At 73.8% G+C, this 18,022-nt stretch carries 1 protein-coding gene (only partly in view); it reads left to right on the forward strand.

All coding sequences use genetic code 11. The features are described 5' to 3' along the window. On the forward strand, positions 1-18,022 hold the 5' portion of the coding sequence (locus ACFWZ2_RS33405) for a non-ribosomal peptide synthase/polyketide synthase (RefSeq protein WP_384552119.1). Its footprint extends 4,004 nt past the window's final position; 18,022 of the gene's 22,026 nt are visible here — the first part of the coding sequence; it begins with the start codon at positions 1-3; its stop codon lies off the right edge, out of view.

The following is an 18,022-nucleotide window of genomic DNA, read 5'->3' on the forward strand; positions in this document are numbered from 1 at the left end:
ATGCGGCACGATTTGTCCGGCGCTCAGCTGGGGGTATGGCTGGCGCAACAGCTGGAGCCCGCCAGCTCCCGCTACAACGTCGGCGTCTGCCTGGAGATCGAAGGACCCGTCGACACGGAGCGCTTCCCGGAGGCGGTGCGCCTGGTGGCCGCCGAGACCGAGTCGCTGCGGGTCCGCTTCGACACCGACGCGAACGGTCCCTTCCAGGTCCTCACCCCGGACTGCGACATCCCCTGCCACGTCCTGGACATGACGGACGAGCAGGACCCGCGGGCCGCCGCCGAGGCATGGATGCGGCACGACCTCACCACCCCGCTCGACCTGCGCCGCGCACCGCTGTTCACACACGCCCTGATCGCCACGGGCCCGGCACGCCACCTCTGCTACATCCGCTACCACCACATCCTGCTCGACGGCTTCGGCCTGATGCTCTACGTGCGCCGCCTCGCCGAGGTGTACTCCGCGCTCGTCGCGGGCGAGGAGTACCCGACGAGCACCTTCGGCGCCCTGGAGCACCTGGTCGGCGAGGACGCCGCCTACCGCGAGTCGGCCGCCTTCGCCGCCGACCGCGCCTTCTGGCTCGAGCAGTTCGCCGAGGTCACCGAACCCGCGACCCTCGCGGGCCGGTCGGCGCCCGCCGCGCCCACCGCACTGCGCGGCAGCGTGCCGCTCTCCGAGGAGCGGGCCGACCTGCTCACCCGCGCCGCCGAGTCCGCGGGCGGGCCCCGCTCGGCGCTGCTGATCGCCGCGATGGCCGCCTATGTGCACCGGATGACCGCCGCCGAGGACGTCGTCCTCGCGCTGCCCGTCAGCGCCCGCGCGGGCCGCACCGCCCTGTCCACGCCCGGCATGCTCGCCAACGAACTGCCGCTGCGGCTGCGCGTGACGCCCGGCACGACCTTCGCCGAGCTCGTCCGGCAGGTCTCGCGCGAGGTCGGCCAGGTGCTCAAGCACCACCGCTACCGCGGCGAGGACCTGCACCGCGAACTGGGCCTGTCCGGCGGCGAGTCGGGCCTGGTGGGCCCGATGGTCGACATCCTCTCCTATGTGCGCGTCCCGTCCTTCGCGGGCAGCGAGGCGACCATCCGCCCGCTCTCCGGCGGCCGCGTGCGCGACCTCATCGTCACCGTCTACGGCGGCCCGCACGGCGGCATGCGCGTCGACTTCGAGGCCAACCCGCGCCTCTACACGCAGCAGGAGACCGACGCCCACCAGGAGCGCTTCCTGCGGCTGCTCGGCGCGCTGGCCGACGACCCGGACCGCCCGGTGTCCGAGCCCGAACTCCTCGCGCCGAGCGAGCGCGAAGCGGTCCTGGCCACCTGGAACGACACCGCCCACGAGGTGTCCGCCGCCACCCTGCCCGAGCTCTTCGAGTGGCAGGCCGCGCGCACCCCGAACAGGCCCGCCCTCACCTTCGAGGACACCACCCTCACATACGCCGAACTCGACGCCCGCGCCACCCGGCTCGCCCGGCACCTGACGCTGCACGGTGCGGGCCCCGAGCGTTTCGTCGCCGTCGCCGTGCCGCGCTCCGTCGACCTCGTCGTCAGCCTGCTCGCCGTCCTCAAGACGGGCGCCGCCTATCTGCCGGTCGACCCCGACTACCCGGCCGACCGCATCGCGTACATGCTCCAGGACGCCTCGCCCGCGCTGCTTCTCACCAGCGCCGACGTCGCGGACCTGCTGCCGCGCACCGAGGGCGTGCCGCACCTCGTGCTCGGCGCCGACACCCCGGGCGACTGCGCCGCGGCCGACGGCGAGAACCCGCACCCGGCCGCCGCCGCCCGCACCTGCCCGCCCGACCTGCGCCACCCCGCGTACGTCATCTACACCTCGGGCTCCACGGGCCGGCCCAAGGGCACCGTCGTCTCGCACGGCGCCATCGTGAACCGCCTGCACTGGATGCAGGACACCTACGATCTCGACGAATCCGACCGGGTCCTGCAGAAGACGCCGTCCGGCTTCGACGTGTCGGTGTGGGAGTTCTTCTGGCCGCTGATCGTCGGCGCCACCCTCGTCGTGGCCCGCCCCGAAGGGCACCGCGACCCGGTCTACCTCGCCGAGCTGATCCGCCGCGAGCGCGTCACCACGCTGCACTTCGTGCCGTCCATGCTGCACGCCTTCCTGCGGGCCAACCCCGAACCCCGACAGGGCGCGCTGCGCCGGGTGTTCTGCAGCGGCGAGGCGCTGCCGCGCGAACTGCTCGCCGAGTTCCAGACCACCTGGAACGTGCCGCTGCACAACCTGTACGGCCCCACCGAGGCCGCCGTCGACGTCACCTACTGGGACGGCTCCACCGAGCCCACGCACGGGCCCGTGCCGATCGGCCGCCCCGTGTGGAACACCCGCTGCTACGTCCTGGACGCCGCCCTGCGCCCGGTGCCGCCGGGCGTCCCCGGCGAGCTCTACCTCGCGGGCGTCCAGCTCGCCCGCGGCTACCTCGGCCGCAGCGCCCTGACCGCAGAGCGGTTCGTCGCCGACCCCTTCTCGACCGGCGGCGAACGCCTCTACCGCACCGGCGACCTGGCCCGCTGGAACACCGACGGCACGCTCGGCTACCTCGGCCGCACCGACCACCAGGTCAAGCTGCGTGGCTTCCGCATCGAACTCGGCGAGATCGAGTCGCGGATCGCCCGCGAGGCGGACGTCGCGCACGCCACCGTCCTGGTCCGCGAGGACCGCCCCGGCGACCAGCGCCTGGTCGCCTACGTCGTCGCGGCGCCCGGCGCGTCCCCCGACGCCGAACGGCTCGCGCTCGCCCTCGCCGACGACCTGCCCGCGCACATGGTGCCGTCCGCGTTCGTCGTCCTGGACCGGCTGCCGCTGACCGCCAACGGCAAGCTGGACCGCACGGCGCTGCCCGCGCCCGAGTACGGCCCGCAGGGCGCGGGACGCGCGCCGCGCACCCCGCGCGAAGAGGTCCTGTGCCAGCTGTTCGCCGACGCGCTCGGCCTCGACAGGGTCGGCATCGACGACAGCTTCTTCGACCTCGGCGGCCACTCGCTGCTCGCCACCCGGCTCAGCAGCCACATCCGTGAGGCCCTCGGCTTCGACGTGCCGATCCGCCAGCTCTTCGACACGCCCACCATCGCCGGGCTCTCCGCCGCCCTGGACCGGGCGGGCACCGCGCGCGCCCGGCTCACGGCGGGGGAGCGGCCCGCGCGGCTCCCGCTGTCGCCCGCCCAGCAGCGCCTGTGGTTCCTGCACCGCCTCGAAGGCCCCTCGGCGACGTACAACATGCCCGCCGTGCTCCGTCTGGACGGCGAACTCGACGCGGCCGCGCTGGAGTCGGCGCTCGGCGACGTCGCCGCCCGGCACGAGACGCTGCGCACGGTCTTCGCCGAGGACGAGTCCGGCGCGCACCAGATCGTGCTCCCCGCGGCCGACGCCCGGCCCGTGCTCGTGACCGAGCGCACCGACGCACACCTCGTCGACGAGCGCGTCGAGCGGGCCGCCCGGCACACCTTCGACCTGACCTCCGACATCCCGCTGCGCGCCTGGCTGTTCGAGACGGCCGACGACCAGCACGTCCTGCTGCTGCTCGTCCACCACATCGCGGGTGACGGCTGGTCGATGGGCCCGCTGGCCCGTGACCTGGCGACGGCGTACACGGCCCGGCTCGCGGGCGGCGCGCCCGAGTGGGACGCGCTCCCGGTGCAGTACGCGGACTACGCGCTGTGGCAGCACGACATGCTCGGCGACGAGAACGACGCGGACAGCCCGATCGCCCGCCAACTCGACTACTGGCGCGCGCACTTGGCCGACCTGCCCGAGCAGCTGCGGCTGCCCACCGACAGGCCGCGCCCCGACTCGCCCACGCAGCGCGCCGGTTCGGTGGCCTTCACCGTCGACCGCGAGCTGCACGGCGCCCTCACCGACCTGGCGCGGGGGACCCACTCCAGCCTCTTCATGGTCACCCAGGCCGCCCTCGCCACCCTCCTGCACCGGCTCGGCGCGGGCGACGACATCCCGATCGGCACGCCGATCGCCGGACGCACCGACAAGGCGCTCGACGACCTCGTCGGGTTCTTCATCAACAGCCTCGTGCTGCGCACCGACACCAGCGGCAACCCGACGTTCCGCGAACTCCTGCACCAGGTGCGCGGCCGCGACCTGGCCGCCTACAGCCACCAGGACCTGCCCTTCGAGCGGCTCGTCGAGGCCCTCAACCCGGCGCGCTCCGCGGGCCACCACCCTCTGTTCCAGACGCTGTTGACCTTCGCGTCCACCCACCACGACGCGGCCGAAGGGCTCGCCGGGCTGCCCGGACTCGACGTCACCGTGGAGCAGGCCGACGCCACCAGCGCCAAGTTCGACCTGTCCTTCTCCTTCGACGAGCGCACCGACGACGAAGGCCGCCCCGACGGGCTCGGCGGACTCCTGGAGTACAGCGCCGACCTGTTCGACCGGCACACCGTGGAGACGCTCGTCGAACGCCTCCTGCGGGTCCTCGCCGCCGTCGCCGGGGACCCCGAACTGCGCATCGGCGCCATCGACATCCTCGACGCCGCCGAGCGCGACCAGGTCCTGCCCCGCCAGGAGGGCCCGGCGCGGCACGCCCGCCCCGGCACGCTCATCGACCTGTTCGAGACGCAGGCGCGCAGCACGCCCACGCGGGCCGCGCTGACCTTCGACGGCAGCTCACTGACGTACGCGGAGATCAACGCCCGCGCCAACCGGCTCGCCCGGCTCCTCGCGGGCCGCGGCATCGGCCCCGGCTCCGTCGTCGCGCTCGCCCTGCCCCGCTCGGCCGACCTCGTCGTGGCGCTGCTCGCCGTCGTCAAGTCCGGCGCGGCCTATCTGCCGCTCGATCCGGACTACCCGGCCGACCGCATCGCGTACATGCTGGCGGACGCCGCGCCTGCCGCCGTCCTCACCGACACCGCGACGGCCGAGACGCTCCCGGTGCGCACCGCCGTGGAGTTCACCGTCGACACCCCGGAGGCCGACGGCCTGCCGGACCACGACCTGGCCCCGCACGAGCGGACCAGGGCCGTGCACCCGCTGGACACGGCGTACATCATCTACACCTCCGGGTCGACGGGCCGGCCCAAGGGCGTCCTGATCCCGCACCAGAACGTGACGCGGCTGTTCTCCGCCACCGACCACTGGTTCGGCTTCGACGAGAGCGACGTGTGGACGCTCTTCCACTCCTACGCCTTCGACTTCTCGGTCTGGGAGCTGTGGGGCGCGCTGCTGCACGGCGGGCGTCTCGTCGTCGTGCCGCACCGCGTCAGCCGCGACCCGGGCGCCTTCCGGACGCTGCTCGCCGACGAGGGCGTCACCGTCCTCAACCAGACGCCGTCCGCCTTCTACCAGCTCGTCGCGGCCGACCGCGTGGACCGCGAGGACCGCTCGGACCGCTCGGGCCGTGAACTCGCCCTGCGTTACGTCGTGTTCGGCGGCGAGGCCCTCGACGTCACCCGACTCCAGGACTGGTACGCGCGGCACGCCGACGACGCGCCCGTCCTGGTGAACATGTACGGCATCACCGAGACGACCGTGCACGTCACCCACCTCGCCCTCGACCGGGCCGCCGTCACGGGCCCCGCGGGGCTCATCGGCACCGGCATCCCCGACCTGCGGGTGTACGTCCTCGACGCCTACCTGCAGCCGCTGCCCGCCGGATCCGTCGGCGAGATGTACGTCGCGGGCGCCGGTGTCGCACGCGGCTACCTGGGGCGCCCAGGACTGAGCGCCGAACGGTTCGTCGCCGACCCGTTCGCCGCCGCCTACGGCGAGCACGGCACCCGCATGTACCGCACCGGTGACCTCGCGCGCCTCGGCGCCGACGGCGTCCTGGAGTACGCGGGCCGCGCCGACCAGCAGGTCAAGCTGCGCGGCTTCCGCATCGAACTCGGCGAGATCGAGGCCGCGTTGGCCGCGCACCCCGACGTCGCCGACGCCGCGGTCCTCGTCCGTGAGGACACCCCCGGCGACCAGCGCCTGGCCGCCTACGCCGTCGTACGCACCGGCACGACCACGCCCGCGGAGCTGCGCGAGCACGCCGCCGCCGCGCTGCCCTCGCACATGGTGCCGTCCGCCGTCGTCCTCCTGGACCGGCTGCCGCTGACCGCCAACGGCAAGCTGGACCGCAAGGCGCTGCCCGCGCCCGAGTACGGCCCGCAGGGCGCCGGACGCGCGCCGCGCACCCCGAACGAGGAAGCCCTGTGCCGTCTGTTCGCCGACGCGCTCGGCGTCGAGCAGGTCGGCATCGACGACAGCTTCTTCGACCTCGGCGGCCACTCGCTGCTCGCCACCCGCCTGGTCGGCCGGGTCCGTTCCGCCCTCGGCGCCGAACTCCCCGTACGCCAGCTCTTCGACACCCCCACCGTGGCGGGCCTCGCCGCCGCCCTGGACGACGCGGGCACGGCGCGGACGGCGCTCACCGCCCGGACCAGGCCCGAGCGGCTTCCGCTCTCCCACGCGCAGCGCCGCCTGTGGTTCCTCAACCGCCTCGAAGGGCCCTCGGCGACGTACAACATCCCGGCGGCGCTCCGGCTCACCGGCGAACTCGACGTGGCCGCGCTGGAGTCGGCGCTCGGCGACGTCGTCGCCCGGCACGAGAGCCTGCGCACCGTCTTCGTCGACGACGCGGAAGGCCCGCACCAGGTGATCCTGGACGCGGCCGCCGAGAACGCGCGCCCCGAACTGACCCTCGTCCGCACCGACGAGGCGGACCTGGCCGGTGAAGTGGCCCGCGCCGCACGCCACATCATCGACCTGACCGCCGACATCCCGCTGCGTACCTGGCTGTTCGAGACGGCTGACGACGAGCATGTGCTGCTGCTCCTGCTGCACCACATCGCGGGTGACGGCTGGTCGATGGGCCCGCTGGCCCGCGACCTGGCGACCGCCTACACCGCGCGGCTCGCCGGTGGTGCGCCCGAGTGGGACGCGCTTCCCGTCCAGTACGCGGACTACGCGCTGTGGCAGCACGACATGCTCGGCGACGAGGACGACGCGGACAGCGCCCTCGCCCGCCAACTGGAGTACTGGCGCGCACACTTGGCCGACCTGCCCGAGCAGCTGCGGCTGCCCACCGACAGGCCGCGCCCCGCCCAGGCCACCCAGGACGGCGACACCCTCACCTTCACCGTCCCCGCGCATCTGCACGCCCGCCTGGACGCGCTCGCCGCGGACACCCGCTCCAGCGTCTTCATGGTCACCCAGGCCGCCCTCGCCGCCGTGTTCTCGCGGCTCGGCGCGGGCGACGACATCCCGATCGGCTCGCCGATCGCCGGACGCACCGACAGCGCACTCGACGACCTCGTCGGGTTCTTCATCAACAGCCTCGTGCTGCGCACCGACACCGGCGGCGACCCGACGTTCCGCGAACTCGTGGACCGCGTCCGCGCGACGGACCTGGCCGCCTACACCCACCAGGACCTGCCCTTCGAACGGCTCGTCGAGGTCCTCAACCCGGTGCGCTCGCTCAACCGGCACCCGCTGTTCCAGGTGTGGCTGACCGTCCACGACACCCAGCGCGACGCGCTGGCCGCGCTCGGCGCGCTGCCCGGCATCACCGTCGCCACCCACCAGGTGGACCAGGGCAGTTCACGCTTCGACCTCGCCTTCGAGCTGAAGCAGCACCGCGCCGACGACGGCACCGCCGCGGGCCTCGAAGGAACCGTCGAGTACAGCACCGACCTGTTCGACGCGGCCACCGTCCGCTCCCTCGTCGACCGCCTCGTACGGTTCATCGACGCCGCCACCGCCGACCCCGACGGGCCCGTCGGCGCCGTCGACCTGCTCGACGGCGACGAGCGCGAGCGGCTGCTCGTCGAGTGGAACCGCACCACGGCGCCGACGGCACAGCCGACCGTCGCCGCGCTGTTCGAGCAGGTCGCGGCCGCGCACGCCGAGCGGCCCGCGATCATCGACGACGCACAGACCCTCACGTACGCCGAACTCGACGCGCGCGCCAACCGCCTCGCCCGGCTGCTCATCGAGCGCGGCGCGGGCTCCGAGCGGTTCGTCGCCGTCGCCATGCCCCGCTCCGCCGACCTCGTCGTCGGCGCGCTCGCCGCGCTCAAGGCGGGCGCCGCCTATCTGCCCGTCGACCCCGACCAGCCCGACGACCGCGTCGCCTACCTGCTCACCGACGCACGCCCCGCCGTCCTGGTCACCACCACCGACACCGCGGCCCGGCTGCCCGACGCGCGCTGCGCGAGCGTCCTGCTCGACGACGCGGCGACGGCCGCCGCGCTCGCCGCGCAGCCCTCGGACGCCATCGGCGACGCCGAGCGGGGCGCACCGGTGCGCCCCGACCACGCCGCGTACATGATCTACACCTCGGGAACCACCGGACGCCCCAAGGGAGTTGTCGTCTCCCACGCGGGCGTGCCCTACCTGACGGCCACCCACGTCGACAGCGTCGGCGTCACCCCGGAGAGCCGCGTCCTGCACAACCTGGCGCCCGCCTTCGACGGCGCGTTCTGGGAGGTGTGCATGGGCCTGCTCACCGGCGCCGCCCTCGTCGTCGCCCCGTCCTCCGTCGCACCGGGCCCCGACCTCGCCGCGTACGCGCGCCGCCACGGGGCCACCCACGCCACGCTGCCGCCCGCCGTCCTCGCCCTCATCCCCGAAGGGGCGCTGCCCGAGCGGATGACGCTCGTCGTGGCCGCCGAGGCGTGCTCGCCGGAACTCGTGGAGCGCTGGTCGGCGGGGCGCGTGATGCTCAACGCGTACGGCCCGACCGAGACCACCGTCTGCGCCACCATCAGCGCCCCGCTCGCGGGCCGCGCCGTGCCGCCGATCGGCCGCCCCATCGCCGCCACCCAGGTGTACGTCCTGGACGAGCGCCTGCAGCCCGTGCCGCCCGGCGTCCCCGGTGAACTGTGCGTCGCGGGCGCGGGCCTGGCCCGCGGCTACTTCGACCGGCCCGCGCTCACCTCGGAACGCTTCGTCGCCAACCCCTTCGGGACGGCGGGCGAGCGCATGTACCGCACCGGCGACCTGGTGCGCTGGCGCGCCGACGGCACGCTCGAATACCTGGGCCGCGCCGACAACCAGGTCAAGATCCACGGCCTGCGCGTCGAGCTCAGCGAGATCGCCACCGTCCTGGAGGGCCACCAGGCCGTGGCCCAGGCCGCCGTCCTGGTCCGCGAGGACCGCCCCGGCGACCGCCGCCTCGTCGGCTACGTCACACCGGGCGCCACCGCCCCCGACGCCGCCGAACTGCGCGCGTACCTGCGCGACGTGCTGCCCGAGTACATGGTCCCCGTCGCGCTCGTCGTCCTCGACGCGCTGCCGCTGACCTCCACCGGCAAGCTCGACAAGAAGGCCCTGCCCGCCCCGGACTTCCAGGCGGACGCGGGCACCGGCGACCGCGGACCGCAGAGCCGCGTCGAGGAGGTGCTCTGCGCGCTCTTCGCCGACATCCTCGGACTCGACAGGATCGGCGTCGACGACGGCTTCTTCGACCTCGGCGGCGACAGCATCCTCTCCATCCAGCTGATCAGCCGGGCCAGGGCCGAGGACATCAGGCTCACCGTGCGCGACGTCTTCGAGCGCCAGACGGTCGCCGCGCTCGCACAGTCCGTCGAGGAGGCGCTCGCGGCCGCCGGCACCCCGGAGCCGACGGGCTCCGCCACGGCCGCCGAGGCCGCCGCCGCACCGGCGGACGGCACGGACACGGCGCGGCCCGCGCAGTGGACGCCGATCATGCGCTGGTTCTCCGGACTCGGCGCGCCCGTCGCCCCGTTCAACCAGTCCGTGGCCGTACAGGTCCCGGCCGGTGCGGAACTCGACGCCGTGACGACCGCCGTCCAGGCCGTCGTCGACCACCACGACACGCTGCGCATGCGCACCGGCACCGTCCCCGGCGACGTGGAGATCCAGCCCGAGGGCACGGTCCGGGCGACCGACCTCGTGCGCCGCTTCGACGCCACCGGTCTCGAAGGCGCCGGACTCGACGAAGCGGTGCGCCGCGAGGCAGGTCAGGAGCGCACGCTCCTCGACCCGGCCGCGGGCCGCATGCTGCGCGCCGTCTGGTTCGACCGCGGCGGACAGGACGGCCTGCTCGCCCTGGTCGCCCACCACTTCGCCGTCGACGGCGTCTCCTGGCGCATCCTGCTCCAGGACCTCGCCGAGGCGTGGGAGGCCGCCGAACACGGCAGCTACACGATCCTGGCGCCCGTCGGCACCCCGTGGACCCAGTGGGCCCGCGCCCAGGCCGACGCGGCCGCCGACGACGCCGCAGAACTCGCCTACTGGCAGGGCGTCGTGGCGGGCGCCGACGACCGCGGAACGCCGCGGCTCGACCCCGCGCGCGACACCCAGGAGAACGCGGGCCGCATCGAGCTCAGCCTGCCCGCCGACCTCACCAGGGACCTGCTGACCTGGGTGCCCGGCGCCCTGCACACGGGCATCTCGGACGTGCTGCTCACCGCCTTCGGCTCGGCGATCGGCGACTGGCGGCGCACGCGCGGACTGCGCGGCGGCCCCGTCCTGGTCGACGTCGAGCAGCACGGACGTGACGAGGCAACCGGCGTGGACCTCACCCGCACCCTCGGCTGGTTCACCGCGCTGTACCCGCTGCGGCTGCCCACCGGCACCACGGACCGCGGCCGCGGCACGCTCGGCGAGCTGGTGCGCGACGTCAAGGAGTGCACCCGCGCGGTGCCGGGACAGGGCGCGGGATACGGCCGACTCCGCTACGCCCAGGGCGCGTTGGCGGCACACACCGCCCCCGAGTTCCTCTTCAACTACCTGGGCCGGGTCACCGGATCCGGCGAGGGCGAGGCGTGGGGCGTCGCCCTGCGCGACGTCGCGGGCACCGACCCGGCGATGCCGCTCGACCACCCCGTGGCGCTGAACGCCGCCACCGAGGACGGCGACGAAGGGCCGCGCCTGCGCGTGGCGTGGACGTACGCCCCCGGCCTGTACACCGAGGACGACGTCAGGAGCCTCGCCGACGGCTGGTTCCGGGCGCTCGGGGACCTCGTCGCGTACGCGGGCCGCCCCGACGCGGGCGCGCTCGTCCCCTCCGACGTCACCCTGCCCGACATCACCCGGGCCGACATCGACCACCTGGAGAAGGCCGCGGCGGCCCCGCTCGCCGACGTGCTCCCGCTCACCCCGCTCCAGGAGGGCTTCGTCTTCCTGAACCTGGCGGACGACACCGCGCTCGACGTGTACGTCGGCCAGATCGTCCTCGACCTCGAAGGCGACGTCGACGCGGAGGGCCTGCGCACGGCCGCACAGCAGCTCCTCGACCGGCACCCCAACCTCCGCGCGGGCTTCCACCAGCGCGGCGACGGGGCCTGGGTCCAGGTCGTCCCGCGCACCACCGAAGTCCCGTGGCGCCACGTCGACTTGACGGCCGAAGCCGCGCCCGAGGCGGACGGGGCCGCGGGACGGATCGCGGACGAGGCCGGGGGACGGATCGCGGAGGGCGCCGCCGGGCGGATCGCGCAGGAGGACCGCTGGGCCGAGTTCGACCTGGCCCGCCCGCCGCTGCTCCGCTTCACCCTGATCAAGCTGGGCGACACGCACCACCGCCTGGTCATGACGAACCATCACATCCTGTTCGACGGCTGGTCCCTGCCCGTCGTCTTCCGCGACCTGCTCACCCTGTACGCGCGCCGCGACGGCTCCGGCCGGAGCCGCGCCCTGCCCAAGGCGCGGGACTTCCGGGACCACTTGGCCTGGCTCGGCCGTCAGGACAAGGACGCGGCCCGCGACGCCTGGACCCGGTCCCTCGCCGACCTCGCGGCGGGCTCGCTCCTCGCGCCGGACGCCGGTCCGGTCGTCACGGCCCCCGGCCAGGTCCCCTTCCAGGCGGGCCGCGCGCTCAGCGAGGACCTCACCCGGTTCGCCCGCGCCCACGGCCTCACCGTCAACACGGTGGTGCAGGGCGCCTGGGCCCTCGTCCTCGCCCAGCTGACCGGCGCCCCGGACGCCGTCTTCGGCGTCACGGTCTCCGGCCGCCCCGCCGAACTCCCCGGCGTGGAGAGCATGGTCGGCCTGTTCATCAACACCGTGCCGCGGCGGGCGCACATCGACCCCGCCGAGCCCGTCGGTCAGTACCTGCGCCGACTCCAGGAGGAGCAGACCCAGCTCCTCGACCACCAGTGGGTGGGCCTGGCCGAGGTCCAGAACTGGGCGGGTTCCACCGGCCTGTTCGACACCGCCATGGTCTTCGAGAACTACCCGCTCGACGGCAACGCCCTCGACGAGACCCTGAACGCCGCGGGCCTCGCCGTCGCCGGCATCCAGACCGCCGACAGCACCCACTTCGCCCTCAACCTCGTCGCCGACCTGCGCGACTCCGAACTCAACGTCCGCTTCGACCACCGCTCCGACGTCCTGACCGAGGAGCAGGTCCGCGAGATCGCCGACCGCTTCGGCCGGGTCCTCGCGGCGTTCGTCGCGGACGCGGACGTGCCGGTGGGGCGGATCGGGCTGCTGGGCGCGGCCGAGCGTGAGCGGGTCCTTGGGGAGTGGAACGGTGTCACGGGCGGCGAGGTCGCGTCCGTGTCGCTGCCGGAGCTGGTCTCCGCGCGGGCGCGGGTCGCGCCGGACGCGGTGGCCGTGAGCGACGACAACTCGACGCTGACGTATGGCGAGTTGGTCGCGCGTGCGGACCGGCTCGCCCGGTACCTGGCCACCCGGGGCGTGGGCGCCGAGCGGTTCGTCGCGGTCGCGATGCCTCGTGGGGTGGAGGCCGTGGTGGCCCTGCTCGCGGTGGTGAAGTCCGGTGCGGCGTACGTGCCGGTGGACCCGGACTATCCGGCGGAGCGGATCGCGTACATGGTGGAGGATGCGGCGCCGGTGCTGGTGCTGGCCTCTGCGGAGGTGGCGGGGAGGCTGCCGGAGTCGCGGGTGCCGATCGTCGTACTTGATGGTCTTGAACTGCCGGACGCTGGCGCCGAGTTGGCGTCTCCCGCGCCGGGTGATCCCGCGTATGTGATCTATACGTCGGGTTCGACCGGTCGGCCGAAGGGTGTGGTGGTCGAACACCGCGCGGTGGCGGCCTACTTGGCGCATGCCGGTGCCGCCTATCCGGACGCCGCGGGCGGGACGGTGCTGCATTCGCCGCTGTCCTTCGACCTGACGGTGACCGCTTTGTGGACGCCGCTGACGGTGGGCGGTCACGTGCACCTGACCGCGCTCGACGAGGGTGACGTGGCGGCCCGTCCGCAGCCCTCCCTGATGAAGGTGACGCCGAGCCACCTGCCGATGTTGCAGGAGTTGCCGGAGTCGGTGAGCCCGAGTGGGACGCTGATCATCGGTGGTGAGCAGCTGACCGGTGAGGCGCTTGTCGCGTGGCGTGAGCGTCATCCGTCCGTGCGCGTGATCAATGCGTATGGTCCGACTGAATCGACCGTGAACTGCGCCCAGTTCGAGATTGCGCCGGGTCAGGAGGTCGCCTCGGGTCCGGTGCCGATCGGGCGTCCCTTCGGGCACCTGCGGATGTACGTCCTGGATGGTGCGCTGCGGCCCGCTCCGGTGGGTGTCGCGGGAGAGCTCTATCTGGCGGGTCCGCAGTTGGCGCGCGGTTACTGGGGTCGTCCCGGTCTGACGGCCGAGCGGTTCACCGCCGACCCGTACGGTGGTCCCGGCGCCCGGATGTATCGCTCGGGTGACCTCGCGCGTTGGAACCAGGACGGTCAGCTGGAGTACGTCGGCCGCACCGATCACCAGGTCAAGCTGCGCGGTCACCGCATCGAGCTGGGCGAGATCGAGTCCGCCGTCCTCGCACAGCCCGCCGTCGCCCAGGCGGCCCTCGTCCTGCGTGAGGACGAGCCCGGTGACCAGCGGCTCGTCGCGTACGTCGTGCCGGTCGAAGGGGCCGACCTCGCGACCGTCGACGTACAGGCGCGGCTGCGGGGTGAACTCCCGGACTACATGGTGCCGTCGGCGGTCGTCGTGCTCGACGCGTTGCCGCTGACGGTGAACGGCAAGCTGGACCGGGCCGCGCTGCCCGCGCCCGCCTACGCCGACCGTCCCGCGGGCCGTGGTCCGCGGACGCCGCAGGAAGAGATCCTCTGCTCGCTCTTCGCGGAGGTGCTCGGTCTCGACCGGGTCGGCATCGACGACGACTTCTTCGCGCTCGGCGGGCACTCACTGCTCGCCACGCGTCTGGTCGGCCGGATCCGGCAGGGCCTCGACGCGGAGGTGTCGATCCGGCAGGTCTTCGACCGGCCGACGGTGGCCGGGCTCGCCGAGGCGCTGACGGCGTCGGGCCGGGCGCGGGCGCCGCTCGCGCCGCGGCCGCGTCCCGGGCGGCTCCCGCTGTCGTACAGCCAGCGCAGCATGTGGCTCCTGCACAAGCTGGAGCCGGAGTCGACGGCGTACAACATCCCCACCACCCTGCGGATGGCGGGCGACCTCGACACCGGGGCGCTGCGCGCCGCGCTCGCGGACGTCGTGGCCCGGCACGAGAGCCTGCGCACCGTCTACACGGAGGACAAGGAGGGCGACTACCAGCTCGTCCTGGCCGCCGACGAGGCGCGGCCCGCGCTGCCGGTCGTGGAGTGCGCCAGGGAGCAGGTGGCCGACCGCCTCGCGGACGCGATGCGGCACGTCTTCGACCTGTCCGCCGAACTCCCGTTGCGTGCCACGCTGTTCAAGGTCGCTCCCGACGAGCACGTGCTGCTTCTGCTCGTGCACCACATCGCGAGCGACGCCTGGTCGCGTGTCCCGCTGGCCCGTGACCTGACCGCCGCCTACACGGCGCGCGCGGCCGGCTCGGCCCCCGAGTTCGCCCCGCTGCCCGTGAGTTACGTGGACTACGCGCTGTGGCAGCGTGACGCGCTCGGCAGTGTGGACGACGCGGACAGCGTGCTCGCCCGGCAGCAGGACTACTGGGCCACCCAACTTGCGGGCCTGCCCGACGAGTTGCGGCTGCCCGCCGACCGGCCGCGGCCCGCCGTCGGCGGCCAGCGGGGCGACCGGACCGTCTTCACCGTGCCCGGCGACGTGCACCAGCGGCTGGGCGCGCTCGCGCGGGAGTCCGGCAGCAGTGTCTTCATGGTCGTCCAGGCCGCGCTCGCCGCGCTCCTGAACCGGATCGGCGCGGGCGACGACATCCCGATCGGCACCCCGGTCGCGGGCCGCACCGACAGCGCGCTCGACGACCTCGTCGGCTACTTCATCAACACCCTCGTCCTGCGCACCGACACGAGCGGCGACCCGACCTTCCGGGAACTCCTGGACCGGGTGCGGCGCACCGACCTGGAGGCGTACGCCCACCAGGACCTGCCCTTCGAGCAGTTGGCGGAGATCGTCAACCCCGTGCGTACGCCGGGCCGTCACCCGCTCGTCCAGGTGACGCTCAACGTCACCCACGTCGACGCGGGCTCCGTCGCCCGGCTGCCCGGGCTCGACGTGACCTTCGAGCACGCCGAGGTGACGGGGGCCAAGTTCGACCTCGCCTTCAGCCTCGCCGAGGAGCGCACGGAGGAGGGCGAGCCCGTCGGCATGATGGGCGCGCTCGACTACCGCACGGACCTCTTCGACGCCGCGACGGCCGAGGAACTCGCCCAGCGTCTCCTGCGCGTCCTCACCGACGCCGTCACCCACCCGGACCGGCCGCTGAGCCGCGTCGATCTGCTGGGTGTGGAGGACCGCGAGCGGGTGCTCGTGGAGTGGAACGGTGTCACCGGTGGCGAGGTGTCGGCGTCGTCCCTGCCGGAGCTGGTCTCCGCGCGGGCGCGGATCGCGCCGGACGCGGTGGCCGTGAGCGACGACAACTCGACGCTCACGTATGGCCAGTTGGTCTCGCGTGCGGACCGGCTCGCCCAGCACCTGATCACGCTGGGCGCGGGCGCCGAGCGGTTCGTCGCCGTGGCGATGCCTCGTGGGGTGGAGGCCGTGGTGGCCCTGCTCGCGGTGGCCAAGTCCGGTGCCGCGTACGTGCCGGTGGATCCGGACTATCCGGTGGAGCGGGTCGCGTACATGGTGGAGGATGCGGCGCCGGTGCTGGTGCTGGCCTCTGCGGAGGTGGCGGGGAGGCTGCCCGAGTCGCAGGTTCCCGTCGTCGTACTCGACGGTCTTGAACTGCCGGACGGTGGCGCCGAGTTGGCGTCTCCTGCGCCGGGTGATCCCGCGTATGTGATCTATACGTCGGGTTCGACCGGTCGCCCCAAGGGTGTGGTGGTCGAACACCGCGCCGTGGCCGGGTACTTGGCGCACGCCGGTGCGGCCTACCCGGACGCCGCGGGCACGACGGTGCTGCATTCGCCGCTGTCCTTCGACCTGACGGTGACCGCGCTCTGGACGCCGCTGACGGTGGGTGGACACGTCCACCTGACCGCCCTCGACGAGGGTGACGTGGCGGCCCGAACGCAGCCCTCCCTGATGAAGGTGACGCCGAGCCACCTGCCGCTGCTCCAGGAGCTGCCCGACTCCGCGAGCCCGAGCGGCACGCTGATCATCGGTGGCGAGCAGCTGACCGGTGAGGCGCTTGCCGCGTGGCGGGAGCGGCACCCCTCCGTGCGGGTCATCAACGCGTACGGACCGACCGAATCGACGGTCAACTGCGCCCAGTTCGAGATCGAGCCGGGCCAGGAGATCGGCTCCGGTCCCGTGCCGATCGGGCGTCCCTTCGGGCATCTGCGGATGTACGTCCTGGACGCCGCCCTGCAGCCCGTGCCGCCCTCCGTGGCCGGTGAGCTGTACCTCGCGGGTCCGCAGTTGGCGCGGGGCTACTGGGGCCGGGCCGGTCTGACGGCCGAGCGGTTCACCGCCGACCCGTACGGCGAGCCCGGTGCGCGCATGTACCGCACGGGTGACCTCGCCCGCTGGAACCGCGACGGTCAGCTCCAGTACCTCGGCCGCACCGACCACCAGGTCAAGCTGCGCGGTCACCGCATCGAACTCGGCGAGATCGAGTCGGCCGTCCTCGCACAGCCGGGGATCTCCGCGGCCACCGTCGTCGTGCGCGAGGACGAGCCGGGCGACCAGCTGCTCGTCGCGTACGTCGTGCCGGTCGACGGGGCCGACCTCGCGATCGCCGACGTACAGGCGCGGCTGCGGGGTGAACTGCCGGACTACATGGTGCCGTCGGCGGTCGTCCTGCTCGACGCGCTGCCGCTCACCGTGAACGGCAAGCTGGACCGGGCCGCGCTGCCCGCGCCGGAGTTCGGCGGCGGCGCGCAGGCGCGCAGGCTGCCGCGGACGCCGCAGGAGGAGATCCTCTGCTCGCTCTTCGCCGAGGTGCTCGGCGTCGAGGCGGTGGGCATCGACGAGGACTTCTTCGCGATCGGCGGGCACTCGCTGCGGGCCACCCGGCTCGTCAGCCGGATCCGGCAGGCGCTCGACGTGGAGGTCTCCATCCGGCAGGTCTTCGACCTGCCGACCGTGGCGGGCCTCGCCGAGGCGCTGACGGGCGCCGCCGCGGCCCGTACCCCGCTGGCCCCGCGGCCGCGTCCCGAGCGCGTCCCGCTGTCGTACGCCCAGCGCAGGCTGTGGTTCCTGCACCAGCTGGAGGGCCCGTCGGCGACGTACAACATCCCGACCGCCCTGCGGATGTCCGGGACGCTCGACGTCGAGGCGCTGCGTTCGGCGGTCGCCGACGTCGTCGTGCGGCACGAGACCCTGCGGACCGTCTTCGCCGAGTACGAGGACGGGCCCCGGCAGATCGTCCTGGCGCCCGATGCCGCCGTGCCCGGCCTCACCGTCGTGGACGTGGCGGCGGACGAACTCGACGACGCCGTCGTGCGCGCCGCCGGGCACGCCTTCGACCTGCGCTGCGACCTGCCGCTGCGGGCCACGCTGTTCAGGACGGCGCCCGACGAGCACGTGCTGCTCCTGCTCGTCCACCACATCGCCACCGACGGCTGGTCCACCGGGCCGCTCGCCCGCGACCTGGGCACCGCCTACCGGGCGAGGACCCGAGGGGCCGAGCCCGACTGGGCGCCGCTCGCGGTGAGTTACGCCGACTACGCGCTGTGGCAGCGGGACACGCTCGGCGGCGTCGACGACGCGGACAGCGTGCTCGCCCGCCAGCAGGCGTACTGGACGGAGCAACTGGCCGATCTGCCCGATGAGTTGCAGCTGCCCGCCGACCGGC

The sequence above is a fragment of the Streptomyces sp. NPDC059002 genome, from assembly GCF_042740435.1.
Taxonomy (GTDB): Bacteria; Actinomycetota; Actinomycetes; order Streptomycetales; family Streptomycetaceae; genus Streptomyces.